The sequence below is a fragment of the Knoellia sp. p5-6-4 genome (assembly GCF_029222705.1).
Lineage (GTDB): Bacteria > Actinomycetota > Actinomycetes > Actinomycetales > Dermatophilaceae > Pedococcus_A.
This window is the reverse complement of record NZ_JARGZF010000001.1, coordinates 1,632,971-1,658,566: the sequence shown is the minus strand read 5'-3', so window position 1 is coordinate 1,658,566 and position 25,596 is coordinate 1,632,971. Positions and strand designations below refer to the sequence as shown.

26 protein-coding genes are annotated in these 25,596 nt (G+C 72.2%); 18 read left to right on the top strand and 8 right to left on the bottom strand.

Going from position 1 to position 25,596, the window contains the following annotated elements; translation table 11 throughout:
- Positions 1–16 precede the first annotated feature (16 nt).
- The 3 genes from P2F65_RS08060 to P2F65_RS08050 all read left to right on the top strand — a co-directional run bounded on the left by P2F65_RS08060 (position 17) and on the right by P2F65_RS08050 (position 4,202).
- A complete protein-coding gene (locus P2F65_RS08060; protein WP_275805859.1) occupies positions 17–1,576 on the top strand; it encodes a dihydrolipoamide acetyltransferase family protein in 1,560 nt (519 codons plus the stop codon).
- Between the two features lie 116 nt (positions 1,577–1,692).
- The gene (gene argE, locus P2F65_RS08055) at positions 1,693–2,904 is read left to right on the top strand and encodes an acetylornithine deacetylase (RefSeq protein ID WP_275805858.1); all 1,212 of its coding nucleotides are present in this window, start codon (positions 1,693–1,695) and stop codon (positions 2,902–2,904) included.
- Entirely contained in the window at positions 2,901–4,202 is a 1,302-nt protein-coding gene (locus P2F65_RS08050; RefSeq protein ID WP_275805856.1) for an MFS transporter, read from the top strand. The genes argE and P2F65_RS08050 overlap by 4 nt, the downstream gene beginning before the upstream one ends.
- Before the next feature lie 76 nt (positions 4,203–4,278).
- On the opposite strand, the gene P2F65_RS08045 is transcribed toward P2F65_RS08050, so the two are convergent.
- The 3 genes from P2F65_RS08045 to P2F65_RS08035 form a co-directional block, all read right to left on the bottom strand.
- Positions 4,279–5,961 carry an MDR family MFS transporter gene (locus P2F65_RS08045; protein ID WP_275805854.1) on the bottom strand — a complete coding sequence of 561 codons (1,683 nt, stop codon included), beginning with the start codon at positions 5,959–5,961 and terminating at the stop codon, positions 4,279–4,281.
- Positions 5,961–6,461: a MarR family transcriptional regulator gene (locus P2F65_RS08040; RefSeq protein WP_275805852.1), complete on the bottom strand. Its 501-nt coding sequence runs from the start codon at positions 6,459–6,461 to the stop codon at positions 5,961–5,963. Before P2F65_RS08040 ends, P2F65_RS08045 begins: the two co-directional genes overlap by 1 nt.
- A gap of 106 nt (positions 6,462–6,567) precedes the next feature.
- Positions 6,568–7,422 carry a maleylpyruvate isomerase family mycothiol-dependent enzyme gene (locus P2F65_RS08035; protein ID WP_275805850.1) on the bottom strand — a complete coding sequence of 285 codons (855 nt, stop codon included), beginning with the start codon at positions 7,420–7,422 and terminating at the stop codon, positions 6,568–6,570.
- Between the two features lie 27 nt (positions 7,423–7,449).
- Between P2F65_RS08035 and P2F65_RS08030 the strand changes: the two genes are divergently transcribed.
- The 6 genes from P2F65_RS08030 to P2F65_RS08005 all read left to right on the top strand — a co-directional run bounded on the left by P2F65_RS08030 (position 7,450) and on the right by P2F65_RS08005 (position 14,937).
- Positions 7,450–9,471 (top strand): cytochrome c oxidase assembly protein, encoded by a 2,022-nt coding sequence (locus P2F65_RS08030; RefSeq protein ID WP_275805848.1) that lies wholly within the window; start codon positions 7,450–7,452, stop codon positions 9,469–9,471.
- Positions 9,468–10,268, top strand: coding sequence for a carbon-nitrogen family hydrolase (locus tag P2F65_RS08025; RefSeq protein ID WP_275805846.1), 801 nt, complete (start codon positions 9,468–9,470; stop codon positions 10,266–10,268). Before P2F65_RS08030 ends, P2F65_RS08025 begins: the two co-directional genes overlap by 4 nt.
- 61 nt (positions 10,269–10,329) lie before the next feature.
- A complete protein-coding gene (locus P2F65_RS08020; protein WP_275805844.1) occupies positions 10,330–11,673 on the top strand; it encodes a DUF4232 domain-containing protein in 1,344 nt (447 codons plus the stop codon).
- A 62-nt stretch (positions 11,674–11,735) separates the two neighbouring features.
- A complete protein-coding gene (locus P2F65_RS08015) occupies positions 11,736–12,743 on the top strand; it encodes a GTP pyrophosphokinase (RefSeq protein WP_275805842.1) in 1,008 nt (335 codons plus the stop codon).
- 68 nt (positions 12,744–12,811) lie between these two features.
- Positions 12,812–14,656: an NHL domain-containing thioredoxin family protein gene (locus tag P2F65_RS08010; RefSeq protein WP_275805840.1), complete on the top strand. Its 1,845-nt coding sequence runs from the start codon at positions 12,812–12,814 to the stop codon at positions 14,654–14,656.
- Between the two features lie 95 nt (positions 14,657–14,751).
- Positions 14,752–14,937, top strand: coding sequence for a hypothetical protein (locus tag P2F65_RS08005; RefSeq protein ID WP_275805838.1), 186 nt, complete (start codon positions 14,752–14,754; stop codon positions 14,935–14,937).
- Positions 14,938–15,035: 98 nt separating this feature from the next.
- Here the strand turns inward: P2F65_RS08005 and P2F65_RS08000 are convergent, their stop codons facing one another.
- Together P2F65_RS08000 and P2F65_RS07995 are read right to left on the bottom strand one after the other, a co-directional pair.
- Complete coding sequence (locus P2F65_RS08000) at positions 15,036–15,383, bottom strand: HNH endonuclease signature motif containing protein (protein ID WP_275805836.1); 348 nt, start codon at positions 15,381–15,383, stop codon at positions 15,036–15,038.
- Positions 15,384–15,607: 224 nt separating this feature from the next.
- The gene (locus P2F65_RS07995) at positions 15,608–16,003 is read right to left on the bottom strand and encodes a VOC family protein (RefSeq protein ID WP_275805834.1); all 396 of its coding nucleotides are present in this window, start codon (positions 16,001–16,003) and stop codon (positions 15,608–15,610) included.
- A 239-nt stretch (positions 16,004–16,242) separates the two neighbouring features.
- On the opposite strand from P2F65_RS07995, the gene P2F65_RS07990 reads away from it, so the two are divergent.
- Positions 16,243–16,494, top strand: coding sequence for a DUF6458 family protein (locus P2F65_RS07990; RefSeq protein WP_275805832.1), 252 nt, complete (start codon positions 16,243–16,245; stop codon positions 16,492–16,494).
- 178 nt (positions 16,495–16,672) lie between these two features.
- Complete coding sequence (locus tag P2F65_RS07985) at positions 16,673–17,458, top strand: CHAP domain-containing protein (protein WP_275805830.1); 786 nt, start codon at positions 16,673–16,675, stop codon at positions 17,456–17,458.
- Positions 17,459–17,545: 87 nt separating this feature from the next.
- On the opposite strand, the gene P2F65_RS07980 is transcribed toward P2F65_RS07985, so the two are convergent.
- The gene (locus tag P2F65_RS07980) at positions 17,546–19,420 is read right to left on the bottom strand and encodes an acyl-CoA dehydrogenase (protein ID WP_275805828.1); all 1,875 of its coding nucleotides are present in this window, start codon (positions 19,418–19,420) and stop codon (positions 17,546–17,548) included.
- Between the two features lie 171 nt (positions 19,421–19,591).
- On the bottom strand, positions 19,592–19,876 hold the full coding sequence (locus tag P2F65_RS07975; RefSeq protein ID WP_275805826.1) for a PLD nuclease N-terminal domain-containing protein: 285 nt from the start codon (positions 19,874–19,876) through the stop codon (positions 19,592–19,594).
- Positions 19,877–19,971: 95 nt separating this feature from the next.
- Between P2F65_RS07975 and P2F65_RS07970 the strand changes: the two genes are divergently transcribed.
- Positions 19,972–20,634 (top strand): heme-binding protein, encoded by a 663-nt coding sequence (locus P2F65_RS07970; protein WP_275805824.1) that lies wholly within the window; start codon positions 19,972–19,974, stop codon positions 20,632–20,634.
- On the opposite strand, the gene P2F65_RS07965 is transcribed toward P2F65_RS07970, so the two are convergent.
- The gene (locus tag P2F65_RS07965; RefSeq protein WP_275805822.1) at positions 20,631–21,170 is read right to left on the bottom strand and encodes a DUF1269 domain-containing protein; all 540 of its coding nucleotides are present in this window, start codon (positions 21,168–21,170) and stop codon (positions 20,631–20,633) included. The genes P2F65_RS07970 and P2F65_RS07965 overlap by 4 nt on opposite strands.
- A 139-nt stretch (positions 21,171–21,309) precedes the next feature.
- Here P2F65_RS07965 and P2F65_RS07960 point away from each other — a divergent pair, with 139 nt between their 5' ends.
- Genes P2F65_RS07960 through P2F65_RS07935 form a run of 6 tightly spaced genes read left to right on the top strand, consistent with a single transcriptional unit; the run spans position 21,310 to position 25,579 of the window.
- Complete coding sequence (locus tag P2F65_RS07960; protein ID WP_275805820.1) at positions 21,310–21,867, top strand: DUF6584 family protein; 558 nt, start codon at positions 21,310–21,312, stop codon at positions 21,865–21,867.
- Positions 21,864–22,550, top strand: a complete 687-nt coding sequence (locus P2F65_RS07955; protein WP_275805818.1) for a uridine kinase — start codon at positions 21,864–21,866, stop codon at positions 22,548–22,550. The genes P2F65_RS07960 and P2F65_RS07955 overlap by 4 nt, the downstream gene beginning before the upstream one ends.
- Positions 22,547–23,275 (top strand): PIG-L family deacetylase, encoded by a 729-nt coding sequence (locus P2F65_RS07950; RefSeq protein ID WP_275805816.1) that lies wholly within the window; start codon positions 22,547–22,549, stop codon positions 23,273–23,275. Before P2F65_RS07955 ends, P2F65_RS07950 begins: the two co-directional genes overlap by 4 nt.
- Positions 23,275–23,850: a class I SAM-dependent methyltransferase gene (locus P2F65_RS07945; RefSeq protein ID WP_275805814.1), complete on the top strand. Its 576-nt coding sequence runs from the start codon at positions 23,275–23,277 to the stop codon at positions 23,848–23,850. The genes P2F65_RS07950 and P2F65_RS07945 overlap by 1 nt, the downstream gene beginning before the upstream one ends.
- Positions 23,847–24,839: an acyl-CoA dehydrogenase family protein gene (locus P2F65_RS07940; RefSeq protein ID WP_275805812.1), complete on the top strand. Its 993-nt coding sequence runs from the start codon at positions 23,847–23,849 to the stop codon at positions 24,837–24,839. The genes P2F65_RS07945 and P2F65_RS07940 overlap by 4 nt, the downstream gene beginning before the upstream one ends.
- Positions 24,836–25,579: a glycosyltransferase gene (locus P2F65_RS07935; protein ID WP_275805810.1), complete on the top strand. Its 744-nt coding sequence runs from the start codon at positions 24,836–24,838 to the stop codon at positions 25,577–25,579. Before P2F65_RS07940 ends, P2F65_RS07935 begins: the two co-directional genes overlap by 4 nt.
- Positions 25,580–25,596: the final 17 nt, after the last annotated feature.

Genomic DNA, 25,596 nt, shown 5'->3' with positions numbered 1-25,596 from the left:
AGGGACGCGAAGACCCATGGCAGTCAAGGAGTTCAACCTCCCCGACCCGGGTGAGGGCCTGACCGAGGCCGAGATCGTCACGTGGAAGGTCAAGGCCGGCGACACCGTCAAGGTCAACGACATCGTCGTCGAGATCGAGACCGCCAAGTCGCTCGTCGAGCTGCCGGTGCCCTTCGCCGGCACCGTGACCGAGCTGCTCGTGCCCGAGGGCCAGACGGTCGAGGTCGGCACGCCGATCATCGCCGTCGACACCGCCGGCGGCGCCGGCGCGGGCGCGCCGACCACGGTGCAGGAGGCCCCGGCCGCCGGTGCGGTCGAGCCCGGCATCGAGGGCAGTCCGGCCCCGAAGATGGCTGCGGCGGCTGCTGCTGCCGAGGCCGAGGAGGAGATCGAGGAGGGCAAGATCGGCGGCACGACGTCGACCGGTCGCACGGCCGTCCTCGTCGGCTACGGCGTGAAGCAGACCGAGGCCAAGCGTCGCCCCCGCAAGCAGAGCGCGGCTCCGGCAGGTGGCGCCCCCGCGGGTGGCGTCGCTGCCCGCTCGCAGTCGCCGTTCCCCGCTGAGCAGACGGTCGCCCCGGCCGCCCCGGCCCAGCCGGCCGCCCCGGCCGCCCATGAGGGTGGCGCCCGCGCGCTGGCCAAGCCGCCGGTTCGCAAGTACGCCAAGGACCTCGGCATCGACCTCGCCAGCGTCCGCGGCTCGGGCGAGGGAGGCATCATCACCCGCGCCGACGTCGAGGCCCACGCGGCCGGTGGTGCGGCAGGTGCCCAGGCAGCGCAGGCGCCCGCAGCGGCCGGCGCCCCGGCAGCGGCCGGTGAGGCCGCGGCATACACGGCACCGGTCTTCGCCCGCTCGGGCGAGCGCGAGCAGCGCCTCCCCATCAAGGGCGTGCGCAAGATGATGGCCCAGGCCATGGTCGACTCCGCGTTCACGGCGCCGCACGTCACCGAGTGGATCACCGTCGACGCCACGGCGACGATGGAGCTCGTCGAGCGGCTGAGATCAGACCGCGAGTTCAAGGACGTCAAGGTCACGCCGCTGCTGGTGCTGGCCAAGGCGATGTGCGTGGCGATCCGGCGCAACCCCGAGATCAACGCCACGTGGGACGAGGCCGCTGGCGAGATCGTGGTGAAGAACTACGTGAACCTCGGCATCGCCGCGGCCACCCCGCGCGGGCTGATCGTGCCCAACGTCAAGGACGCCGACCAGATGTCGATGCGGCAGCTCGCCGACGCCATCGGCGCGCTGACCTCGACCGCGCGCGAGGGTCGCACCCAGCCGGCGGACATGTCGGGCGGGACGATCACCATCACCAACGTCGGCGTCTTCGGCGTCGACCTGGGCACGCCGATCATCAACCCGGGCGAGTCGGCGATCATGGCGTTCGGAGCCATCCGCCGCGAGCCGTGGGTGGTCACCGCAGCCGACGGCACCGAGTCGATCGAGCCCCGCTGGGTGACCCGCCTGGCGCTGAGCTTCGACCACCGGCTCATCGACGGCGAGCTCGGCAGCAAGTTCCTCGCCGACGTCGCGAAGGTGATGGAGGACCCGGCCCGCGGCCTCGTCTGGGGCTGAGGCCTCTTCCCTCCGCTGGTTCGGGGTGTCGCCGCGCGCAACTGCGCGCGGCGACACCCCGAACCGCGTTGTGAGACCGGGTTGCGGTACCTCCCGGTAGCGCCGAGCGTGGGGGAATGTCCGAATCGCCCCGATCGTCCCTCGAGTGGACCACCCTCCTCGTCGGACTCGACACCACCAGCCGCGACTCCAACCTCGGCCTCATCGAGGTGGTCGAGGCCGAGCTGAAGCGGCTCGGCATCGGCTCGACCCGCCTGCCGAACGCCGACGGCAGCAAGGCCAACCTGGTCGCCACCATCCCCGCCCGCGACGGGAGCACCTCCGGCGGCATCGTGCTGTCGGGTCACACCGACGTGGTGCCGGTAGACGGGCAGGACTGGAGCTCACAGCCGTTCGCGCCCGAGGTGCGTGACGGCCGGCTCTACGGCCGCGGGACGGCCGACATGAAGAGCTTCATCGGCGTGGTGCTGGCGATGCTGCCGCAGCTGACCGAGGCGGAGCTGAGCGAGCCGGTGCACCTCGCGCTCAGCTACGACGAGGAGGTCGGCTGCCTCGGCGCGGTCGACATCGCCGAGCACTTTCGGGCCCGCGCCGAGGCCGAGGGCGGCGTGCTGCCCCGGGCGTGCATCGTCGGTGAGCCGACCAGCATGCGCGTCATCGCGGCCCACAAGTCGATCAACCTCATCGACCTCGCCTTCCACGGCAAGGCCGCCCACTCCTCGTTGACACCGCAGGGTGTCAACGCGGTCGAGTACGCCGCCCGCGCGATCTCCTTCATCCGCGGCATCGCCGACCAGCGTCGGGCGGAGGGCCCCTTCGACGAGGCCTACGTCGTGCCGCACACCACGGCCAGCGTCAACGTCGTGCAGGGCGGGATCGCCGGCAACACGGTGGCCGACCGGTGCCACGTGCAGTTCGAGTTCCGCACCGTCGGCGCCGACGACCCGGCCGAGATCCTGGCCGGCATCGAGCGCCACGTCCGCGAGCTCGAGGAGGAGATGCAGGCCGAGGACCGCGCCGCCCGCGTCGACCTGACGCCGGTCGCCCTGGTGCCCGGGCTCGACACCCCCGCCGACTCACCCGCCGTCGAGCTGGCCGCCGAGCTGGGCGGCGTGCCCTCGACCGACAAGGTCACCTACGGCACCGAGGCGGGCCTTTTCGACGCCGTCGGCATCCCCACGGTCGTCTGCGGCCCGGGCGACATCGCGCAGGCCCACTCGCCCGACGAGTACGTCGAGCTCGCGCAGGTCGAGGCCTGCGAGCAGTTCCTGACCACCCTGCTGAAGCACCTCACCACGCAGCACCTCACCAACCAGGAGAACCGATGAGCGCCCCGGACACCACCCGCACCCAGGCGGCACCAGCCGCCACCACCGACGAGCAACGCCGGGCCGCGACGAAGGCGGTGGTGGCCGCCTCGATCGGCAACGCGCTCGAGTGGTTCGACATCATCGTCTACGCGTCCTTCGCGGTGGTCATCAGCAAGCTGTTCTTCCCCGAGACCACGGGCGTGACCGCGCTGCTCTACACCTTCGGCGCCTTCGGGGTGTCCTACCTCGTGCGGCCGCTCGGTGCGATGGTGCTCGGCTCCTACGGCGACCGGGCCGGTCGCAAGGCGGCCCTCACCATGACCATCGGCATCATGATGGTCGGCACCGCGATCATGGCCTTCGCCCCGACCGCGGCGACCATCGGCAGCGCGGCCGGCCTGCTCATCCTGCTCTCACGTCTGCTCCAGGGCTTCTCCGCCGGCGGCGAGTTCGGCACCGCCACGGCGTTCCTCATCGAGCACGCGCCCGACCGCAAGGCGTTCTACGCCTCGTGGCAGGTCGCGACCCAGGGCGCCTCGATGTTCCTCGCGTCGCTGTTCGGCTACGGCCTCAACACCTGGCTGACCACCGAGCAGCTGGAGTCGTGGGGCTGGCGGGTGCCGTTCATCTTCGGCATGCTCATCGGCCCGGTGGGGCTCTACATCCGCTCGCGCATGAGCGAGACCCCCGAGTTCACCGAGGCCGAGACGGTGAAGTCGCCGCTGTGGTCGACCATCGGACACAACACCTCGCGGGTGCTCACCGGCGCCGCGTGTGTCGGGCTGGCGACCATCTCGGTCTACCTGATCCTCTACATGCCGACGTTCGCGGTGAAGAGCCTCGAGCTGCCGGCCTACGCGGGCTACCTCGGCGGCATCATCAGCGGCCTCGTCACCCTCTGCGGCGTCCCCTACGTGGGCGCGCTGGCCGACCGGGTCGGCCCTGTCGTCATCATGCGGGCGGCCAGCATCGCGGCGGTCGTGCTGGCCTGGCCGATGTTCGCCCTTCTCGTCGCCAACCCGACCGTGTGGGGCCTGACGGTGGTCGAGGTCGTCCTCGGCGTCATCATGGCGCTCTACTTCGGCCCGCTGCCGGCGCTGCTGTCGGAGCTGTTCCCGACCGCCATCCGCACCACGGGGCTGTCCGTCTCCTACAACCTCGGCGTCACCCTGTTCGGCGGCTTCGCCCCGCTCGTGCTGACGTGGCTCATCGACAGGACCGGGTCACTGCTCTCGCCGAGCGTGTACTACATCGCGATCGCGCTGCTGTCGCTGGGCGGGCTGTTCGTGGCCCGTTCGCGGTTCGTCACGCGCTGACCCGGAGAGAGACAGGAGGGGTATGCCGCGTGGTGACCACGCGGCATACCCCTCGTCCGTGCTGTGCGGGGTCGGGTCAGTGGCCGACCGCCGGCGGGGCGGCCGCGGCCGCCTCCGCGTCGGTCCTGCCGCGCTCGGAGTAGGCCGAGCCCGACCGCAGCTCGACGTGCGGCAGCAGGAGCAGCACGAGGAACCCGAACACCATGACCCCGGACCCGACGAGGAACACGAGGTCCATGGAGTCGGAGAACCCCTCGAGGAAGGGCTGGGCCAACCGCTCGTCGAGGTCGTTGAGGAACGAGCTGTCCTTGAGCACCCCGCTGGCCGAGGCCGCCTCGCCGCTCTGCTGGGCCTGGGCGAACTGCTGGGCGAAGTCGGCGTTGGCCGGGTCGCGCAGCGCCGCCTGGAACTGCGGTGTGGGGGCGGTCTCCTCGAGGGCGGTGGTGATGTTGCCCGGCACGGTCGAGAAGAGGATCGACAGGAAGACGGCCGTGCCGATGGTGCCGCCGATCTGACGGGTGAAGGTGGCCGTCGACGTGGCGACGCCGATCTGCTGGGGCTTGACGGCGTTCTGCACGGCGAGGGTCAGCGGCTGGAAGTTGAAGCCGAGGCCGATGCCGAAGAAGACCATCACGATCATCGTCTGCCACAGCGGGGTGTCGGCCCCGACGTAGTGGAAGACGAACAGTGCCACCGTGAGCAGCGCGGCACCGGTCACCGGGAAGTGGCGGTAGTGGCCGGTCCTGGAGATGGCGACACCGGAGCCGATCGAACCGGCCATGATGCCGAGCGTCATCGGCAGCAGGAGCAGGCCCGCCTCGGTGGGGCTCGCGCCCTTGACGATCTGCAGGTAGAGCGGCAGCGACGCGAGGCCGCCGAACATGGCGACGCCGATCAGCACCGAGGCCACCGACGAGACGCCCACGGTCCTGTTGCGGAAGAGGGCCAGCGGGAGGATGGCCTCCTCACCCATGGCCCGCTCGATGAGGAAGAACGCGACGGCAGCCGCGAAGCCGATGCCGAAGCAGGTCAGCGACGCCGGCGAGGTCCACCCCCACTCGCGGCCCTGCTCGAGCACGAGCAGCAGCGGCACGAGCGCGGCCGACAGCGTGGCGGCCCCCCACCAGTCGATGCGGTGGTCGAGCCGGGTGTGGTGCAGGTGCAGGGTCTTGGAGACCACCAGGAGCGCGACGAGGCCGATCGGCACGTTGACGAGGAAGACCCAGCGCCAGCCGTCGATGCCCATGATGGTCTCGGTGCCGGCGAAGAAGCCGCCGATGACCGGGCCGAGCACGCTGGAGGTGCCGAAGACAGCCAGGAAGTAGCCCTGGTACTTCGCCCGCTCCCGCGGCGGCACGATGTCGCCGATGATCGCCAGCGCCAGCGAGAAGAGGCCGCCGGCGCCGAGGCCCTGCACCGCGCGGTAGGCGGCGAGCTGGGCCATGGAGTCGGCGAGGGTGCACAGAACCGACCCGATGACGAAGATCGTGATGGCGGTGATGAAGAACGGCTTTCGGCCGTAGATGTCGGAGAGCTTGCCGTAGAGCGGGGTGACGATGGTCGAGGTGATCAGGTAGGCGGTCGTCGCCCAGGCCTGCTCGTCGAGGCCCTTGAGGTCGTCGGCGATGGTGCGGATCGCCGTGGCGACGATGGTCTGGTCGAGGGCGGCGAGGAACATCCCCGTCATCAGCCCGATGAGGATGGTCACGATCTGCTTGTGGGTGAGCGGCTGGGCGGGACGGTCGACGGCGGCAGCCATCAGCTCTCCTGGGAGGGGTCGGTGGTGGGGGCGGTGCCCTGGGAACGGACGGACGCGCGGGTGCGGGAGGCCTCGAGGGCGTCACCGAAGCGGTCGAGGTATGCCGTGAACTCGGCGACCTCCTCGGAGGTCCAGTCCGCGAGGAGGGACTGGAACCAGCGGGACCGCTCGGCCTTGATGGCCTCGAGGAGCGCCTCGCCCTCGGGGGTGATCGTGATGACCTGCGCGCGGCCGTCGTCGGGGTCGGTCACCTTCCTGGCCACGCCGAGGACCACGAGGCTGCTGGCCTGCCGGCTGACCGTGGAGACGTCGGAGTGCACGCAGTCGGCGAGCTCCGAGACCCGGCGCGGGCCGGAGGCGATGGTGAACAGCAGCGGGTAGGCACTGGCGTCCAGACCCGGGTGGTGGCTTGGGGCGTTCTGGCGCATGGCCTTGATGAGCTTGATGACCCGCACCATGGTCACGCTGAACGTGGAGGCGGCATCGATGGTGATCGCCACGGGGTCCTCCGTCGAGGGAAACGATTGCTTGCGGCATACAAGTATCACGCGATGCTTGTCCCGTGCAAACAGTGTCCCGGAAGGGGCAGGGCCGCAGGCCCCCGGCTCAGTGGGTGATGGGCAGGGCCTGGAGCACCCGCCGTGCGACGTCCTCGTCGCCCTGCACCGTGTAGTGGATGTCGGCGAGGGAGCCGCGGCCGGCGGCCCGCCGGGTGATCGCGTCGGTCGAGAGCGTGATGCTGGTGACCTGCATGTCCTCGGGGTGCTCGTGCACGGTGCCGGTGAACAGGGCCGTCCCGAGCGGGGAGCCGTCGTCTGCGACCTCGACGCGCACCCCCGAGCGCCCCACCACCGGCCCGGTGACGTCGAAGATCACGACGTTGCCGGGTTCGATGCCGGCGTCCCGGGCCACCAGGCGCGGCAGCTCCTCGCACAGGGTGTCCATGAACACGGCCGCACCGGGGGCGTCGAGGTCGCCGGGGCGGCCGAGGGCCTGGCGGATGTCCTGCTCGTGGGTCCAGATGTCGAGGATCCGCTCGCGCAGCACGTCCATCACCGGTGCCGGGCCCGCCGACCCCTTGGTGACGGACTCCGGGGTCAGGTCGGGGTCGGCGAGCTGGGCCATGCGGGTGGCGAGCACCCCCTCGAGCTCGTCGACGACCTTCGCGCCGATCATCCGACGCCGCAGCTCGACCATGGACTCCCTCGTCCGGTCGGTCTCGGTGCGCAGGTGGCGGTAGTCGGGCACGGGCACCCGCGGCAGGGGGGAGCCGCTCAGCCACTGCTCCACCCCGACGACGTGCGAGATCTGGTCCTTGACCGTCCAGCCGTCGTAGAGGGTCGGCTTGTCGAAGTCGCGGTCGGAGCAGGACCGTCCGAGGTCGATGACCGCCTGGACCGTCTGGCCGTAGGCCTGGACGAGCCCGGGGAGGTCCTGGGGTGCTGCCGGGTGCAGGGGCATGGCCCCACCCTACTTAGGCTGGTGGTCATGTCCTCCCGCAGCAGCATGCCCGCACCGTCGAGGGTCCCCGCCGCGGTGCTGGCCGGCGCCGGCCTGGCGGCCGTGCTCGTCGCCGCCGTCATCGGGGGCGCCGCCGCTGCCCCGCCCATCGGCGATCCGGGAGCGTTCGTGCGCTGGGGAACGCTGCTGGTCAGGGTCGTGCACGACGTGGCCGCGGCGAGCACCGTGGGCCTGCTGCTGCTGGCGGCGTTCCTCGCCCCTGAGACCACGAAGACCAACCGGCGGGTCACCGCCACGCGGGCGGCCGCGGTGAGCGCAGCGGTGTGGGCCCTGGCGGGGCTGGTCGGGGTGCTCCTCACCTTCGCCTCGCTGGCCGGCATCCCCCTCCTCGGCCAGGGCTACGCCACGCAGCTGACCACCTTCGTGCTCGACCTGGAGGTGACCCGGGTGGCGGTCGTCAGTGCCACGGTGGCCGCCGCGGTGGCAGCCGGGGCGGCGGTCGCCACCTCGCGGGCCGCCATGGCCTGGCTCTCGCTGGCGGCCGTGCTCGGGCTGCTGCCGCTGGCCCTCGCCGGACACGCGGCGGGCGCCGCCAACCACGACGTCGCGGTCAACGCGCTCGCCCTGCACCTGGTCGGCGTCGCCGTCTGGGTGGGAGGTCTGGTGGCGCTCGCGGTCATGCGTCCCCAGCTCGGCTCCGACCTCGGTGTCACGGTCCAGCGCTACTCGACGCTGGCCCTGGGGGCGTTCGTCGCCGTGGCCCTCTCGGGTGTCCAGAGCGCCTGGCTGCGGCTGGGGGGCCTCGACGGACTGGCCTCCGCCTACGGGCTGCTGGTGGCCGTCAAGGTGGCAGCCCTGGCCGCCCTCGGGTATGCCGGGTGGCGCCAGCGCCGCGCGATGGCGCGCCGCCTGCGCGCCGAGGCCACCGATGGTGCGGCCTTCCTCCGGCTGGTCTTCGGTGAGCTCGTGGTCATGGGCGTCGCGGTGGGGGTGGCCGTCGCGCTGTCCCGCACGGCCCCGCCGGTGCCGGACACCCCGGTCGCCGACCCCACCCCCGCCGAGGTCCTGACCGGCTACCCGGCGCCCGGTCCGCTGACGGCAACAGCCTGGTTCTCCACCTGGCGGGTCGACTGGCTCTGGCTGACCCTCGCGCTGGTCATGTCCGGTTTCTACGTGGCCGGCTGGCTGAGGCTGCGCCGCCGAGGAGACTCCTGGCCGGTCCACCGGGTCGTGCTGTGGGTGCTCGGCTGGGCCTTCTTCGTCTTCGCCACCTCCGGCGGCCCGGGCGTCTACGGGCGGGTGCTGTTCTCGGCCCACATGGTCATGCACATGGTCGTCGCGATGATCGTGCCGCTGCTGCTCGTGCCGGCGGCGCCGATCACCCTCGCGCTGCGGGCGCTGCCCTCGCGGCCCGACAAGACCTGGGGTCCGCGCGAGGTCATCCTCCAGCTGGTGCACTCGCGCTACCTCGGGCTGCTGGCCAACCCGGTCGTGGCGGCGGCGCTCTTCTTCTTCAGCCTGGCGATCTTCTACTACTCACCGCTCTTCGAGCTCGCGCTGCGCACGCACACCGGGCACGTCGCGATGATGGTGCACTTCCTGCTCTCCGGTTACCTGTTCGTCTGGGTGCTCGTGGGCATCGACCCCGGGCCCCGGCGGTGGTCACCGCTGCTCCTCATCGTCATCCTCTTCGCCACCATGGCCTTCCACGCGTTCTTCGGCGTGGTCATGACGGGCGGTACCGAGCTGCTGGCCGCCGAATTCTTCCCACGGCTCGACCTGCCCTGGGGGCCCGACCCCCTCGCCGACCAGCAGCAGGCCGGCGCCATCGCCTGGGGCGTGGGCGAGGCCCCGACGCTGGTCCTGGCGCTCATGGTGGCCGCCGCCTGGGTGCGCACCGACCGGGCCGAGGCCAGGCGCCGTGACCGGCAGGCCGACCGTGACGGTGATGCCGAGCTGGCGGCCTACAACGCACAATTGGCCCAGCTGGCCGAGCGCCACCGCCGCACCTCGCAGGGGGCGCGCGAGAAGACGAGGGAGAAGCCATGAGGGTCGCCGTCATCCAGGTCGCCTACGGCGACATCGAGCCGGTCGCGGAGCGTGTCGAACGGGTGGCCGCCCTCGTGCGCGAGCAGCGCGGCCACGACCTCGTCGTGCTGCCGGAGCTCTGGGCGCCGGGTGGCTTCGCCTACCGCGAGTGGGACGAGCGGGCCGAGTCCGTCGACGGGCCCATCGCCCAGGCGATGGCGGCCGCGGCCCGCGACGCCGGGGTGATGCTGCACGCGGGGTCGATCGTCGAGCGGCCGGCCACGGGCGAGAAGGGCCCCGAGGGCCGCGGGCTGTGGAACACCTCGCTGGTCTTCTCACCACAAGGTGAGCTGGTGGCGACCTACCGCAAGATCCACCGGTTCGGGTTCGGGTCCGGGGAGCCCAGGCTCATGGACGCCGGCGAGGACATCGTGCTGGTCGACCTCCCCGGCGGCCAGGGCCGGGCGGGGCTGTCCACCTGCTACGACCTGCGCTTCCCCGAGCTCTACCGGCGCCAGCTCGACGCCGGCGCCACGGCGTTCGTCATCCCCGCAGCGTGGCCCGCCGCGCGGGTGCGGCACTGGACCTTGCTGGCCCACGCTCGCGCCATCGAGGACCAGTGCGTCGTCATTGCGTGCAACACGGCCGGCACCCACTCCGGCACCGAGATGGGCGGCCACTCCCAGATCATCCTCCCCACGGGCGAGGCCCTCGCCATGGCCGGCTCGGATGAGCAGGTGCTCAGCGTCGACGTCGACCCCTCCGTCGTGGCGGACTACCGCGCGACGTTCCCCGTGCTGGCCGACCGCCGCCTCTGAGGGGGCCCGGGCCGCCTGGGGTGGCCGGGTGGGGGGTCAGCAGGGGGCCGAGGGTTCTGTGGTGCGTTGGGCGATCCGGGCGGCCGTGCTGGTCGGGCTGGCCGGCCTGGTGGTGGTCGGCTGGAAGTACGGCCGGTACGTCACCGTCTTCGGCGACGGCCCGTGCAGCCGCGAGGGCCTCTGTGACGCACGCGCCACGGCGACGGCCCAGCGGAGCCTCTTCACCTGGTATCTCCTCTGCTGGGGTCTCCTCCTGGCCGGTGCGCTCGCGTCGATGGTGCGCCGAGCGCTGGCGTCCGGCCCGTTCACGCCGGGCCGGGTCACGCCGGGCCCGGTCACGCCGGGCGCGCGGCAGGCTCGGGTGCCGGCCCTCTCGCGGGGCCGGCACACCGCGTCAGCGGCCGCGACCGCCACGGGGTGGCTCGTCTTCCTGACGGTCATCCTGGTGCTGGCGCTGTTCGCCGGCACCGCGCTGCTGCTGGCCGCCGTCGCCGTGACCCTCACCGGTCTGGCCTGGTCGCTCGACCGGCTGCACCGCCGCGCCGTGCCCGGTACCGCTCCGCTGACGGCATGGCTGACCAGTGTTGCTGCAGCCCTGATGGCTGTGGTCGGCGGAACTGCAGCGGTCTGGGTCTGGCTCGGTGTCGTCGGCCACCTGTGGGCGTGGTTCCTCGTTGTGCTCGGTCCTCTGGCCGCGGTGGCCCTCACCGTGACCGTGGCGCGCTCGAGGAGGTCCCACGGGCAGGCGCTCGCCGTCGCCGGGGCGGGAGTCGCGGCCGTCGGCTGCCTGATCCTGGGCGGCTCCTCCGACTCCGCCCGCGACTCCCTGCGCGCCATCGGTTCCGAGCTGCGCCCCGACCTGCCCGCCGACGCGCCGACGGCACGACCGAGCCCTCCGACGCCCTCACCCCAGCCGACGACCGTTCCGCCGCCCACCACGACGCCGCCTGAGGTGCCCGTCACCGCGAGGCGGCCCTGCGCCGCAACCGACCTCACCCTGTCGGCCACGGGTTGGGACTCCGCGATGGGCACCTCCGCCGTCGCGCTCGTGGCCACCAACCGCGCCGCCTCGGCGTGCTGGCTCGAGGGGTGGCCCGACCTGCGGCTCCTCCAGGGCGGAGACGACCTGCGGCTCGACGTGGGCCACCCGGCTCGTGGAGCCTCGGGCCAGCCGCTGTCGCCTCGACGAGTTGCCGTGCCGCCTGGTGGAGAGGCCAGTCTGGGGTGGTGGTGGAAGGGCTACCGGCAGATGGCCGACCAGTGGACACCGCAGACGGCGGTGCTCTCGCTGCAGGACGGTGGCGAGGCCCGCCTCGACCTCGTCGACCCGGGCCACCTCGTCGACGTCATCGAGGGTGCGCGCGTGGACGTCACGCCGTGGCAGGGGACGCCGGCGGCAGGCTGAGCAGCCCCGGCTCCGGCTGTGCGTCCGGCTCCACCACCGTCGGGGGCCTAGCCTGTCGTCCCGTGGGTGTCGAACAGGAGCGGGCCGAGGCCGTGCAGCGGTATGCCGCGATGCAGCCGGAGCTGCGGGTGGCCGCCGACCATTTCGTGACCCTGGTGACGGCCCTGCTCGACGACGCGGGCATCAACTACGTCAGCGTGACGGGCCGGGCCAAGAGCGTCGCGTCCTTCGCCGGCAAGGCCGAACGCATGGTCGAGGGCTTGCCGGCCTACAGCGACCCGCTCACCCAGATCACCGACCAGATCGGCGTCCGGGTCGTCACCTACCTGCACGAGGACGTCACGGCCGTCGCCGCTCTGCTCGCCGAGCAGTTCAGCGTGCTCGACGACCGCGACATGGGCCAGGAGACCGCCCAGCAGGGCCGCTTCGGCTACGCGAGCCGGCACCTGCTCGTGGCGGTGGACCCCGTGAAGGGGGTGCCCCCGGCATACGAGACCCTGCGCGGGCGCAGCGCGTCGGTGCAGGTGCGCACGATTCTCCAGCACGCCTGGGCCGAGTTCGAGCACGACGTGCGCTACAAGGGCACGATCCCCGAGGAGCACGTGCCCGACCTCGACCGCCGTTTCACGCTCGCCGCCGGGCTCCTCGAGCTCGCCGACCGCGAGTTCTCCGCCATCCGCGACCGGCTGCAGGCGACCATGGGCCACCAGCGGCTCGTGGCCGACGCCGACGACCCCCGCATCAGCGCCTCCGACCTCGCGACGTTCCTCTCCGGCGAGTTCCAGGACGCCGGCTGGTCGCGCACCGACCACTACGCGTGGATCTCCGGGCTGCTGCTCGAGCTCGGCATCACCTCGCTCGAGGAGCTCGAGGGGCTGCTGTCCTCGATCGACACCCCGGGGATCAACGCGCGGATGGCCTACCGCTACCCGGCCGGCGCCGTCCGCCGGCTCGACGACGCCCTGCTGGCAGTCTTCGGCAGCCGGTACCTCGCCCTGCACGGCAACGCCCACCGCGAGGCCGCGCTGCGCACCCGGCTCGAGAAGCTGCGCGGCACGCAGTCGGGCTGAGCCCGGCCGCCGGGGACCAGAACCGCCTTGACGGGAAGAGCATGGGACCAAGCCGTGTTGGCACCCTCGTGACCGCCTCGCCCCGCTCCGTCTCCCGCCTGCGCGCCCCCGAGCTGACCGGCCGGGGGTGGCTCAACACCGGGGGCCGTGCGCTCTCCCTCGAGGAGCTGCGTGGCCGCATCGTGGTGCTCGACTTCTGGACCTTCTGCTGCGTCAACTGCCTCCACGTGCTCGACGAGCTGCGGCCGCTGGAGGAGAAGTACGCCGACTCGCTCGTGCTCATCGGCGTCCACTCACCGAAGTTCGAGCACGAGGCCGACGCCGACGCCCTGGCCGCTGCCGTGGAGCGGTATGCCGTGCACCACCCCGTGCTCGACGACCCCGAGCTCGCGACGTGGCAGGCATACAGCGCCCGGGCGTGGCCGACGCTGGTGGTCATCGACCCCGAGGGCTACATCGTCGCGTCGATGTCGGGCGAGGGCCACGCGCACGGGCTCTCGGTGCTCATCGAGGAGCTGATCGCCGAGCACACCGCGAAGGGCACCCTGCGACAGGGCGACTCGCCGTACGCCGCGCCGCCGCCCCCCGAGACAGCGCTCCGCTTCCCGGGCAAGGCCGCCGCCCTGCCGGACGGCTCGTTCCTGGTCTCGGACACGACCCACCACGAGGTCGTCCACCTCGAGGCCGACCTCGTCACCGAGCGCGCTCGGTACGGCGGGCCCGGGGTGCTCAACGAGCCGCAGGGCGTGCTCGCCCTCCCGGCCGAGACCGCCGCGCGCGTCGGCTACGACGTGGTGGTCGCCGACTCGGTAAACCACCAGGTCAAGGGGCTCCGGCTCGCCGACGGCTTCTTCACCGTGCTCGCCGGCACCGGTAGCCAGCTGCGCGAGCGGTCGGGCAGCGGGCCGGCGCTGAAGCAGGAGCTGTCGACGCCGTGGGACGTCGCGTGGTTCATCGACCGCGTCGTCGTCGCGATGGCCGGCACCCACCAGCTGTGGGCGCTCCACCTGGCGGCCGACCCCGCCGACAACACCGTCGCCGTCCTCGGCGGCACCTCCTCGGAGGGCATCCGCGACGGCGCGGCCGACGAGGCGTGGTTCGCCCAGCCGTCCGGGCTCGCGGTCTCCGCCGACGGCCGACGCCTGTGGGTGGCTGACTCCGAGACGTCGGCCCTGCGCTCGCTCGACCTCACCGACGAGGGCTTCTTCGTGCAGACCCATGTCGGGCGGGGCCTCTTCGACTTCGGCCACCGGGACGGTGCGGCCGAGCAGGCACTCATGCAGCACCCCCTGGGCGTGACCGTGCTGCCCGACGGCTCGGTCGCCGTGAGCGACACCTACAACGGCGCCATCCGCCGGTTCGACCCGGTCGCCGGTGAGGTCTCGACCCTGGCCACGGGTCTGCGCGAGCCGAGCGACGCCGTCGTGGAGACCGACGAGGGTGGGACGCGGCTGGTTGTCGTGGAGTCGGCTGCCCACCACCTCGTGCGAGTTCCGTTGCCGGAGAAGGCCCAGCGCGTCGACGGCCTCGCCCGGCAGACCCAGCGCCCGCGTCAGGAGGTCGCGGCCGGTGCCGTCAGCCTGCGCGTGAACTTCACGCCCCCGACCGGCCAGAAGCTCGACCACCGCTGGGGTGACCCGACCCGCCTGGTCGTGTCAGCGACACCCGCGGCCCTCCTCGCCGAGGGCGACGGGAGTGCCGAGGGACTCACCCGCGAGCTGGTGCTCGACCCGTCGGTCGGCGACGGTGTGCTCCACGTGTCGGTGCAGGCAGCAGCGTGCGACGGCGACCCCGAGACCGGCGAGGTGCCCGAGCACGCCGCCTGCCACCTCTACCAGCAGGACTGGGGCATCCCCGTCGTGCTCGTCGACGGCGCGCCCGCGGAGCTCAGCCTCGACCTCCGCGGACTCTGAGAAGTCGTCTGCTCCGGGAGTCCCCGTGGGGTGACCGGACGGCATACGCTCTGGCCAGAGGCCACCGCACGGAGGCCGGGCGAGAGGGTGTGGTGATGGGGATTCTCGAGGTGATCCTGCCGATCCTGGCCGGTGTCGGGGTGGTCGTGGCGATCGCGGTCTTCGTCGACCGTCGGCGCCGGACGCCGGGCGACAGCGAGGGCTACGACCGGCTCACCGACTCCCCCCGGCCGGCCGAGGCGCACCGGCTGCCTCCCCAGAGCGACGAGTACCGCCGCTGACGTCACGATCTCGGCCGGACGTCCCGCGCTCGGGCGTCCTGCGTTCGGCATCGAGCATGGGGATGGCCCCGCCGGCGTCGGCGGGGTGTGGGGCGGGGTCAGGCTGGCTCCTGCGCGGCCCGACGGGCGAGCAGCTCGTCGTAGGAACCCGGGGTGAGGTCCCACTCGACCCGTTCCCCGGGCGCATCCTTGACGACCCGCCCGGCCAGGCGCCTGCCGTGCACGGTGTTGTGGTGCCGCCCGCAGAGCAGGGCCCCGTTCTCCAGGTTCGAGACGCCGAAGTCTGCCCAGTGGACCAGATGATGTCCGTCGGTCCACTGCGGCGGCGCTGAGCAACCGGGGTAGGTGCAGCCCCCGTCGCGCAGCCACATCCGCTTGGTCTGCGCGTCCGTGAAGTACCGCTCCTCGCGGCCCTGGTCCAGCACCTCCCCGTTGGAGCCCAGCACGATCGGGATGATGGACCCCGTCGCAGCACAACCGGCGCACCGTCTCCGGGGCGAGATGGGTGATGGAACCCATTGGCACGCAACGGAATCCGCGACACATTCGCACCGGCAGGTCAAGCCGCCCACCGCCGCCTGTGGACGGCGTGACGGCCTGCCTGGTGCCTGTGCACAACGGGCCACTGGGGCCGAGCTGTCAGAACCGGCGCGTCAGCTGCTGGCGTGGGTCAGCCCTGGTATCCGATGAGCCACCGGACGCCGAACCGGTCCGTGACCTGCCCGTCGTGGTCGCCCCACGGCCTGCGCTGCAGGGGATCGATGTCGACGCCGCCGTCGCTCAGGCCTGCGAACCATGTCTCGAGCGTGGCCGGATCGGAGGTGCCCAGCAGGGAGAACACCACGCCTTCGAGGCGCACACTCGGCGCGCCTGCGGCAGCGTCGGAGGCGAACAGCTCCACCGGACCCTGCAGCATCCCGTGCGCGATCGCGTCGGCCGGGCCGTCCTCACGTCCGAAGTCGCCGAGGGTGTTGAGCACGAGCTCGCCACCGAACACCTCCTGGTAGAAGGTGAGTGCCTGTCGGGCCGTGCCGGGGAACGAGAGGTAGGGCGTCAGCCGGGTCATGGGTGTCCTGTCCTGTGTGAGGTTGTCGGAGAACGCGTTCGCTCTTCTGGAGGGTGGACCCGCAAGGGGGACGCTTCTCATCGGTTCCACCGCACCCTGTCAGAAGTCGACCACTGCGCTGCGCCACCACGCCACCACTGACAGCCACGCCGGAACAAGCGCTGTCCGCGCCATTTGGGGCGTCCCGCACTACCTTTGCCGAAACGGGTTCGACCGGACCCGCGAGCACAGGAGTGAGCATGTACATCGGACTTGGAATCTTCCTCATTGTCGTTGGCGCCATCCTGACCTTCGCCCTCAACGCCTCCGTCGATGCCGTCAACCTCGGCATGATCGGCTGGATCTGCATGGCCGCGGGCGCGCTGGCCATCCTGCTGTCCCTCGTCGTGACCCGCCGCAACACCGCTGGTTACTCCGCTCGGCGCGTGAGCCACACCGACCCGGCCACCGGCTCGCGGGTCGACGAGGTCGACGTCGACCCGAACCGCTGACCGCGCAGCGCAGCTCGTAGACGACCCGGAGGCGGGGTCGGGACACGGTCCCGGCCCCGCCCCTCGCGTGCCCGACGGGGAGTGCTCCCCATCGACGGACCTCCAACACACTCGTAGTTTCCCTGCCAGACAGGGCTGCTCGAGAAGCGAACGGCCGCGAAAGCAGGGGAGACATGTCATGGGCCGACTCGCAGCCCTCACCACCAACCGGGTCACCCGGGCGGGCATGGCCACCGTCCTCGGTCTCGGGTCGGTCGTCGGCCTCGGCCTGGCGGCAGACGCCGCAACCGGCCGGGTGCGCACCGGCGGAGACAACCTCGTCGTCCGCTCGGGGCCGGGCACGAGCTACGCCAAGGTCGGTCGCATCTCGTCCGGCACCAGGATCGACATCATCTGCCAGACCCGGGGCGCGACGGTTCAGGGCAGGTACGGCGCGTCGAGCTGGTGGAACAAGATCGGCCAGAACCGCTACGTCTCCGACGCCTTCGTCCACACCGGCTCCGACGGCCGCGTCGCCCCGCTGTGCAGGAGCGGCTCGACGAACCCGGCACCGCCCAGCGCGGTCAAGGACGACTACCCCTACCGGGGCGCCACCTCAGGCGTCGACCGGTGGAGCTTCTACAAGGGCCAGTGCACCTCGTTCGCCGCGTGGCGGGTCAACCACAACCTCGGCATCGGCTTCCACAACTACTACAGGGGAGTCCGCTGGTCGAACGCCCAGAACTGGGACAACGCCGCCCGGGCCGTCGGCATACCCGTGCACAGCACCCCGCGGGTCGGCGACATCGCGGTGCGTGACTCCGGCACCTGGGGCCACGTCGCGTACGTCGCCAAGGTCAACACGGACGGCAGCTTCATGGTGGAGGAGTACAACTGGGCCCGCCCCGACACCTACAGCCACCGCAGGGCCACCCGAGGCGAGGGCTCCGGCCAGTTCAGCTCGTTCATCCGCTTCACGCGCTGACAGCCTTGGGGTCCAAGGCCCAGACGCACGTATGCCGGGTGGGCACCTCATCGGTGCCCACCCGGCATACGTCGTGGTGAGGTCCTGTCAGAACGCGGACTCGGGCACGTCCATCAGCGCATTGTCGGTGGCCTCGGCGATCTGCCGCTCGGCCGCGATCTTCGGGAGGACGTTGCGGGCGAAGAACTTCGCGGCGGCGACCTTGCCCTCGTAGAAGTCGCGGTCCTTCTCGGAGGTGCCGGCGTCGAGCGCGGCCTGGGCGACCTCGGCCTGGCGCAGCAGGAGCCAGCCGATGACCAGGTCGCCGGCAGCCATCAGCAGGCGCGAGGTGTTCTGGCCGACCTTGTAGAGGTTGCGGACGTCGGACCCCTCCTGGCGGGGGTCGGACTTCATCAGCTCGCCGACCATGTAGCCCAGGATGCCCTGCACGTCCTCGAGGCCCTTGCCGAGCAGTTCGCGCTCGGTGTCGAGGGTGCCCCCGGTCGCCCCGAGGTTCTTGGCGAACTCCTGGATCTGCATCGCCACGTGCGAGAGGGCCTGGGCCTTGTCGCGAATGATCTTGCGGAAGAAGAAGTCCTGGCCCTGGATCGCGGTGGTGCCCTCGTAGAGCGTGTCGATCTTCGCGTCGCGGATGTACTGCTCGACCGGGTACTCCTGCAGGAAGCCCGAGCCGCCGAGCGTCTGCAGGGACTCGGTGCCCAGCAGCACCCACGCGCGCTCGGACCCGACACCCTTGACGATCGGCAGGAGCAGGTCGTTGACGCGATTGGCCATGTCGGCCGGGCTGTCCTTCTCGAGGGACTCGGAGCCGGTCTCGAGCTGGGCCTGGTCGACGATGTCCTGCTGCGTGGCGGTGTAGAGCACCAGGGCGCGCAGGCCCTCGGCGTAGGCCTTCTGCGTCATGAGCGAGCGGCGCACGTCGGGGTGGTGGGTGATCGTGACCCGCGGGGCGGACTTGTCGGTCATCTGGGTCAGGTCGGCGCCCTGGACTCGCTGCTTGGCGTAGTCGAGCGCGTTGAGGTAGGCCGTTGACAGTGTCGAGATGGCCTTGGTGCCCACCAGCATCCGCGCGTGCTCGATGACCCGGAACATCTGCGCGATGCCGTCGTGCGTGTCGCCGAGCAAGGTGCCGACCGCCGGCTCCTTGTCGCCGAAGGTGACCTCGCAGGTGGTCGAGACCTTCAGGCCCATCTTGTGCTCGACGTTCGTGACGTAGGCGCCGTTGCGCTCACCGAGCTCACCGGTCTCGAGGTCGACGTGGAACTTCGGCACGATGAAGAGCGAGAGGCCCTTGGTGCCGGGGCCGGCGCCCTCGGGGCGGGCCAGCACGAAGTGGACCACGTTGTCGGTCATGTCGGACTCGGCCGAGGTGATGAACCGCTTGACCCCGGTGATGTTCCAGGTGCCGTCGTCGTTCTGCGCGGCCTTGGTGCGACCGGCGCCGACGTCGGAGCCCGCGTCGGGCTCGGTCAGCACCATGGTGCAGTGCCAGCCCTTCTCGATGATCCAGCGGGCCATCTTCTTCTGCTCGTCGTTGCCGAGGATGTAGAGCAGCTTCCCGAAGGAGTAGCTCGCGGCGAACATCGCGATGGCCGGGTTGGCGCCGAGCACCATCTCGTTCATGGCCCACTTCAGCGACGGAGGGGCCACCGTGCCGTCGAGCTCGCCGGGGACGTCGACGCTCCAGAACCCTGAGTCGATGTAGGCCCGGTAGGACTTCGTGAACGCCTCGGGCATGGTCACCGAGGAGGTCTTCGGGTCGTAGACCGGCGGGTTGCGGTCGGCCTCGGCGAAGGACGCGGCGAGCTCGTTCTCTGAGAGGCGGGCCACCTCCTTGAGCATCTCTCGCGCGGTGTCGGCGTCGACCTCCGAGTAGGGCCCGTGGCCCAGCACGTCCTGCCGGCCGAGGACCTCGAAGAGGTTGAACTCGAGGTCGCGCAGGTTGCTCTTGTAGTGGCCCATGGCCGGATCCTCCACGTGGTGTGACAGCAGTGTCGGCCGACCGTACCGGCCGGTAACTTCCATGGTGATACCCGCGAGTAACAAAATCAACCCCATCCTCGGCGTGGTGGGTCACCGCCCGGCCCGGGGCGCACCTTCGGGGCCCAGCCCTGGGGTATGCCGCTCCGGGCGTCAGTTCTCGACGTCGCCGCCGTGGCCGTCGTCCCCGGCAGCGGCGTCCGTGGGGTCGACGGACCGCTCGCCGGCGTCACGCCGTTCGCGCGCTGCCGACCGAGGGCGTCCCGCCACCAGCCACGCGATCGCACCGACCTCGAAGGTGAACAGCACGATCAGGATCCAGCTGATCTTCGACAGGCTCCTGACCCGGTGCTCGTCCGTCATGATCACGTCCAGCAGGCAGTACACCCAGACGGCGAACAGGATGATGCCCACGCCGACGCCCCCGCGAATCAGCACGGCGCGATGCTGGCACAGCCCGGATGGGCCACGTGGTCTCTTTCGGGTCATCCGGCTGGTGGGGTGGCGCACCCCGTCACGCGTAGCCTCGAGACGTGACCGAGCAGCTGCCCTACCAGGTCGTCGGGTACCTCGACGGCGGGGTGGAGCTGCGGCGCTACCCCGAGCACGCCGTCGCCGAGGTCACTACCCACGGCTCCGTCACCAGTGCGGGGAACATCGCCTTCGCGACGCTCTTCGCCTACATCAGCGGGTACAACCGCCCTCGCACCACGGTCGCCATGACTGCGCCGGTCGTCCAAGGGCAGGGTCGGGCGCGCGGGCAGAAGGTCACCATGACCGCCCCCGTCGTGCAGGAGGAAGTCACGCGGGGGGAGGCCACGGAGGAGGAGGCCACGCGCGAGGAGCTCACCCCGGAGGTGGGCGAGTGGTCGTTCGCCGTCGCGTTCGTCCTCCCGACCGGCCTGACCGTGGAAACCGCCCCCGAGCCGGCCGACCCCCGGGTCACCCTGCGCACCGTGCCATCGACCGTCACGGCGGCCATCGGCTACTCGGGCCGCTGGAGGGGATCGGGCTACGAGGAGCACCGCGACCGCCTGCTCGAGGTCGTGGCCCGGGCAGGTCTCGAACCGGTCGGGCCGCCACGGTGGCTGCGCTACGACCCACCGTTCAAGCCGTGGTTCCTGCGGCGCAACGAGGTGGTCGTCGACCTGCGGGAGTTCCAGACCGCCATGGTCAGTCGGCCGCCCCAGCGCTAGGCGGACGTCTTCTCGGCGGCCTTGATCTCTGCTGCGAGCTCGTCCGCCGCCATGTCCGTGGCCTTGGAGATGAGCCGGTTCGCCGCCTTGATGTTGGCGGCGACCTGGTCGGCCAGGTTCGTCTCGTACACCACGATGAGGCCGGCCTCGCCCTCGTCGAGGGTCTCGCCGAGCTCCTTGAGGTCGCCGCGGGACAGGCCGTCGCTCGCGTGTCCCGCCACCGCACCGATGGCGGCACCTCCCGCGCCCGCGGTGGCCAGCCCGATGCCGACAGGCGGGAACAGTGCGGCCGTCACTCCCACCGCGAGCCCCCAGCCGAGCCCGACTGCCGCGCCGTGACGGGTGGGTTGTTCGTGCTTCTTCACGATGCGGACCTTGCCGTCCTCGTCCTTGGCCACGACGGCGGCGTCGAAGTCGTGGGAGGTCTTGACCTCGCGGTAGAGCGCCTTGACCGCCTCGTAGTCGGCGACCGCGGAGTCGACGTCGTCGTAGGCCCCGGCGATCACGTAGAGGGTGTCCTTCTCCTGCTTGGCCATGTCGTGTCTCCCGTCGTCAGCCGCCCGGGGGCAACCCGAGCCGGCACTGAGCGGCCAGTGTCGGTCGGCGGTCGCTGGCGGGGCATCACCCGAGGGGGATGAGCGGCCGCGAGGGCGCGCACGCGGCATACTCACGGCTGTGAGCGACGACAGCCAGCAGACCCCGTCCCCGGCCGAGCGCGACACGACCAGCTCCGACCTCGAGCACCACAGTGGCGCGGTCGAGCGCGCCCGGGCGGACCTTGCCGCCGGGCGCGCCTGGAAGGCGCGTGACCGCCTTGCCGGGCACCTCGCCGACAACCTCGACCCCGAGGCCCTCGAGCTGCTCGGTGAGGTGCACTACGCCATGGGTGACATGCCTGCCGCCGGGGCGGCCTGGTTCGGTACCGGCCGGCGCGGCAAGGACGTCGACGAGGCGGTCGAGGCGTGGCGGGAACGGCACGCCGACCACTTCGACCAGATGTGGCGCAGCCTGCCGCGCACCGTCCGCGACAACCCCGGTAACCCGCGGGTCGAGGCGCTGCGCCGCCGCGCGGGCGCCGACCGCGCGGCAGCAGGCGCCGTGCCGAGCGCGCCCGTGCAGACCGGGGGCGGTGTCGACGCCGCCGTCGTCATCACGGTCGTGCTCGCCATCCTCTTCGTGGTCTGTGCCGTCGTCGGCGCTGTGACGCTGCTGCGCTGGATCGTCCCCGGGTGAGTCCGGGCCGTCCCGGCAGCGCCCAGCGGCGCGACCTGCTCGCGCACGTGGCCGCCCGGGTGCCCGACGGGCCGGGCACGTCGTGCACCCGGGTCGGGGTGGACGGCCCCGACGGGTCCGGCAAGACGGTCTTCGCCGCCGAGCTGGCCGAGACCCTGCGCGAAGGCGGGCGCGACGTCGTGCAGGTCTCTCTCGACGACTTCCACCACGTCCGAGAGGTGCGCCACCGCCTCGGGCGGACCTCCCCCGAGGGGTTCTGGCTGGACTCGTTCGACTACCCGCGCTTCGTGGACGAGGTGCTTCGGCCGCTGGGGCCGGGAGGCTCCGGGTGCTACCGGCCCCGTGGTCACGACCTCGCCACCGACGAGGTGCTCGACGGGCCGTTGCTGCGGGCGCCCGCGGGTGCGGCGCTGGTCGTCGACGGGCTCTTCCTGCACCGCCGTGAGCTCGAGGGCCTGTGGGACTTCACGGTCTACCTCGACGTGCCCTTCGAGGTGACTGCGGCACGGATGGCCGTGCGGGACGGCAGCCACGCCGACCCGGAACACCCCTCGATGGCCCGTTACGTGCAGGCGCAGCGCCGCTACCTCGCCGAGCGGGCACCGTGGGAACGGGCCGACATGGTGGTCGACAACAGCGACGTCGAGCGCCCCGTCGTCACCGTGCCTAGGCTCGCCCCATGACCGTGACGGTGACGCCTGCCGGGCTGCCCGTCGAGGTGTGGCACGGCGCCGTCGCCGCCGCCCCCAGGCGTCCGATCGACGACCTGGTGCCTCCGAGCAGCACCCGGCTCGTGGTCGTCGGGGCCCACCCTGATGACGAGGCGGTCGGGGCCGGTCGCCTGGTCGCGCAGTGGGCCCGCACTCGCGGCCCGGTGCTCGCGATCACCCTCACGGCGGGGGAGGCGTGCCTCGACGACCTCGGGATCGAGGAGCCGGGGCTGGCCGACCGGAGGCTGCAGGAGTGGCACACGGCCCTCGCCGACCTCGGGGTCCACGCGGGTGCGCACCGGCTCTGCCCGGACGGCGCCGTCGCCTCGCACACCGACGCCATGGCCGCCGCGATCGCCGACCAGCTGGGCCCCGGTGACGTCGTGCTCGCGCCGTGGCGCCATGACCCCCACCCCGACCACGAGGCAGCCGGCCGCGCAGCGGCCCTCGCCGCGCGCGCCCGGGGGGCGACGCTGCTCGAGTACCCGGTCTGGATGGCCTACTGGATGACACCGGAGGCCGTGGCCGCCTCCGGCCACCGTTGGTCGGTCGTGCCGACGGGCGCCGAGGCCGAGCAGGCGCGCCTGCGCGCGCTCGCGGCCTACGTCTCGCAGCGCGAGCCGCTGCGGCCGGGCCTGGGCCCGGTCGTGCCACCGCTGCTGCTCGAGCACCACCACGCCCAGCTGGTGGTCGGCTGATGGTGCGACCGCCGGACTTCGAGGCGCTGTATGGCGCCGACCCGGACCCCTGGCACGTCCGGGACAGCTGGTACGAGCGGCGCAAGGAGGCGGTGTTGCTGGCGCTCCTGGCCCACGAGCGGTACGACCACGCCTGGGACGCCGCCTGCGGGACCGGTGCCCTGGCCCTGGCCCTGGCGCGCCGCTGCGGGCACGTCACCGCCAGCGACGCCTCCCCCACGGCGGTGGCCCTCACGGCAGGGCTCCTGCAGGCCTGCCCGAACGCGACCTCACTGGTCAGCGCCCTCCCCGCGATTCCCCCACTGACCACCCTCCCGGACCTCGTCGTGCTCGCCGAGGTGCTGTACTACCTGCCGGCGCAGGCCCGCTCACAGGCGCTCGAGGCCGTGGCGGCTGCCGCCCGGGCGGAGGCGGAGGTCGTGGTGGTGCACTGGCGGCACCACCCCGAGGACGCCCAGCTCTCGGGGGCTGACGCGACCGAGGAGGCCGACATGCTCCTGCAGCAGGCGGGGTGGCGGCGCCACAGCCGGCACCACGACCCCGACTTCGTCGCGGCGTCCTGGGTGCGGCCGTGAGCGGGCTGACCGCGCTGGTGCCGCTGCCCGAACCGCTCGAGCTCCCGCCGGGTCACGACCGCGACGCCGACCGGCCGGAGGCGATCGCCGCGGCAGTGCGCCACCTGGCCGCCCAGCACGACTGGACCTCGCTGTCGTGGCCGGGTCTGGTGACGGCGCTCGAGGCCCTGGGGCGCACCGACATCCCGCTTTCGCGGCTCACCGAGGGACACGTCGACGCGCTGCGGGTCCACGACGAGGCCGGCACCCGCCCGCTGGACGGTTGCCTCTACGGGGTGTGGGCCTCCCGCTCCCGCGGCACGGGGATCAGGGCCAGCCGCACCGACGAGGGCTGGCACCTGGAGGGGACCCTGCGCTTCGCCTCCGGCGCAGGGGTGCTCGACCGGGCGCTCGTGCCGGTCTGGCTGGACGACGAGACGAGTGTGCTGCTCGACGTCGCCGTGGACGCCTGGCCGGTCGACGAGACCGCCTGGCAGGCCTCGGCGATGCGGTTGTCGCACTCGCACACCGTCCAGCTCGCCCACGACGTGCCCGACCGGGAGGCGCGCCAGCTCGGTGGGGCAGGGTTCTACCTCGGCCGGCGGGGGTTCTTCCCCGGCGGGGTGGGAGTCGCCGCCGTATGGGTCGGCGGGGCGGCCCGGGTCGTCGACCTGGTGCGCCGGCACGTGGGAGCCGGCCCCGTCTCGCCCGCCGTGCAGCTGCGGCTCGGGCACCTGCGCACCGAGCTCGTCACCGCTGCCGGCGCGGTCGAGGCTGCCGCGGCCCGGCTGGCGGGAGGCGAGGTGACGTCGCCGCAGGTGCTGGCCACCGAGGCCCGGTCAGTGGTCGGGGCGGCCGTGCGACGTCTGCTCGAGCATGCCAGGGCGGTCGCGGGCCCGGCCGGGCTGGCGTTCGACGGGCCCCTCACTCGCGCGGTCGACGACCTCGACCTCTACGTGCGCCAGCAGGGCACCGACGGCGACGCGCTGTTTCTCGGCAGCCAGCCATGACCGACGTGCTGGTGGCGGTCCCCGCCCGGGACGAGGAGCACCGGGTGTCCCGGTGCCTCGACAGCGTCGCCGACGCGCTGCGTCATGCCCGCCGCTCCGCAGGCGTCCAGCGGGCTGCCCTCGCCGTCGCCGTGCACCGCAGCACCGACCAGACGGCAGCCCTGGTCGAGCACGCGCTCGCGGCAATGCCCGACCTCGAGGTCTACCGGCACACCGACGCCGACTCCGGCACGGTCGGCGAGGTGCGCCGGCGGCTGGTCTCGGCGGCCGGCGCCGTCCTCGGGCTGGCGTCGTCGCCGAAGGCCTGGGTGTTCAGCACCGACGCCGACTCGGTCGTCCCGACGCACTGGGTGTCCGCCCTGCTCACCCACGCCAGGGCAGCCGAGGCGCACTGCGTCGCGGGCCTGGTCGACCTCGAGGGCTGGCGGGCGCACCCGGCCGCGGCCGCGGCCTACGGGCAGATCGTGCGGGACGGGATGGCGGCGGTGGGGCACCGCCACGTCTACGGCGCGAACCTCGCGGTGCGCATGGACGCGTATGCCGCGGTCGGCGGCTTCCCGGCAGTGGCCCACGGGGAGGACCACGGCCTGGTCCGGAGCCTGCGGGCCGGGGGCCACCGGGTGCTCGCCGTGCGGGAGCCTGCCGTGCTGACCTCGGCGCGCATGCCCGGCCGGGCCCGGCACGGGCTCGGTGAGCTGCTCGACCGGCTGGTGTCCGACTGCTCCTGCTGCGCCGGATAGCGACGTCGTGCCGAGGT

Excerpts from the sequence above, each read along its gene's own strand:
- P2F65_RS08005 (WP_275805838.1), top strand. The coding sequence starts at position 14,752 with ATGGGGATTCTCGAGGTGATCCTGCCGATCCTGGCCGGTGTCGGGGTG.
- P2F65_RS07995 (WP_275805834.1), bottom strand. The coding sequence starts at position 16,003 with ATGACCCGGCTGACGCCCTACCTCTCGTTCCCCGGCACGGCCCGACAG.
- P2F65_RS08050 (WP_275805856.1), top strand. The coding sequence starts at position 2,901 with ATGAGCGCCCCGGACACCACCCGCACCCAGGCGGCACCAGCCGCCACC.
- P2F65_RS07950 (WP_275805816.1), top strand. The coding sequence starts at position 22,547 with ATGACCGTGACGGTGACGCCTGCCGGGCTGCCCGTCGAGGTGTGGCAC.
- P2F65_RS07980 (WP_275805828.1), bottom strand. The coding sequence starts at position 19,420 with ATGGGCCACTACAAGAGCAACCTGCGCGACCTCGAGTTCAACCTCTTC.
- P2F65_RS08025 (WP_275805846.1), top strand. The coding sequence starts at position 9,468 with ATGAGGGTCGCCGTCATCCAGGTCGCCTACGGCGACATCGAGCCGGTC.
- argE (WP_275805858.1), top strand. The coding sequence starts at position 1,693 with ATGTCCGAATCGCCCCGATCGTCCCTCGAGTGGACCACCCTCCTCGTC.
- P2F65_RS08045 (WP_275805854.1), bottom strand. The coding sequence starts at position 5,961 with ATGGCTGCCGCCGTCGACCGTCCCGCCCAGCCGCTCACCCACAAGCAG.
- P2F65_RS08035 (WP_275805850.1), bottom strand. The coding sequence starts at position 7,422 with ATGCCCCTGCACCCGGCAGCACCCCAGGACCTCCCCGGGCTCGTCCAG.
- P2F65_RS07965 (WP_275805822.1), bottom strand. The coding sequence starts at position 21,170 with ATGGCCAAGCAGGAGAAGGACACCCTCTACGTGATCGCCGGGGCCTAC.
- P2F65_RS07990 (WP_275805832.1), top strand. The coding sequence starts at position 16,243 with ATGTACATCGGACTTGGAATCTTCCTCATTGTCGTTGGCGCCATCCTG.
- P2F65_RS07985 (WP_275805830.1), top strand. The coding sequence starts at position 16,673 with ATGGGCCGACTCGCAGCCCTCACCACCAACCGGGTCACCCGGGCGGGC.
- P2F65_RS08060 (WP_275805859.1), top strand. The coding sequence starts at position 17 with ATGGCAGTCAAGGAGTTCAACCTCCCCGACCCGGGTGAGGGCCTGACC.
- P2F65_RS07935 (WP_275805810.1), top strand. The coding sequence starts at position 24,836 with ATGACCGACGTGCTGGTGGCGGTCCCCGCCCGGGACGAGGAGCACCGG.
- P2F65_RS08030 (WP_275805848.1), top strand. The coding sequence starts at position 7,450 with ATGTCCTCCCGCAGCAGCATGCCCGCACCGTCGAGGGTCCCCGCCGCG.
- P2F65_RS07945 (WP_275805814.1), top strand. The coding sequence starts at position 23,275 with ATGGTGCGACCGCCGGACTTCGAGGCGCTGTATGGCGCCGACCCGGAC.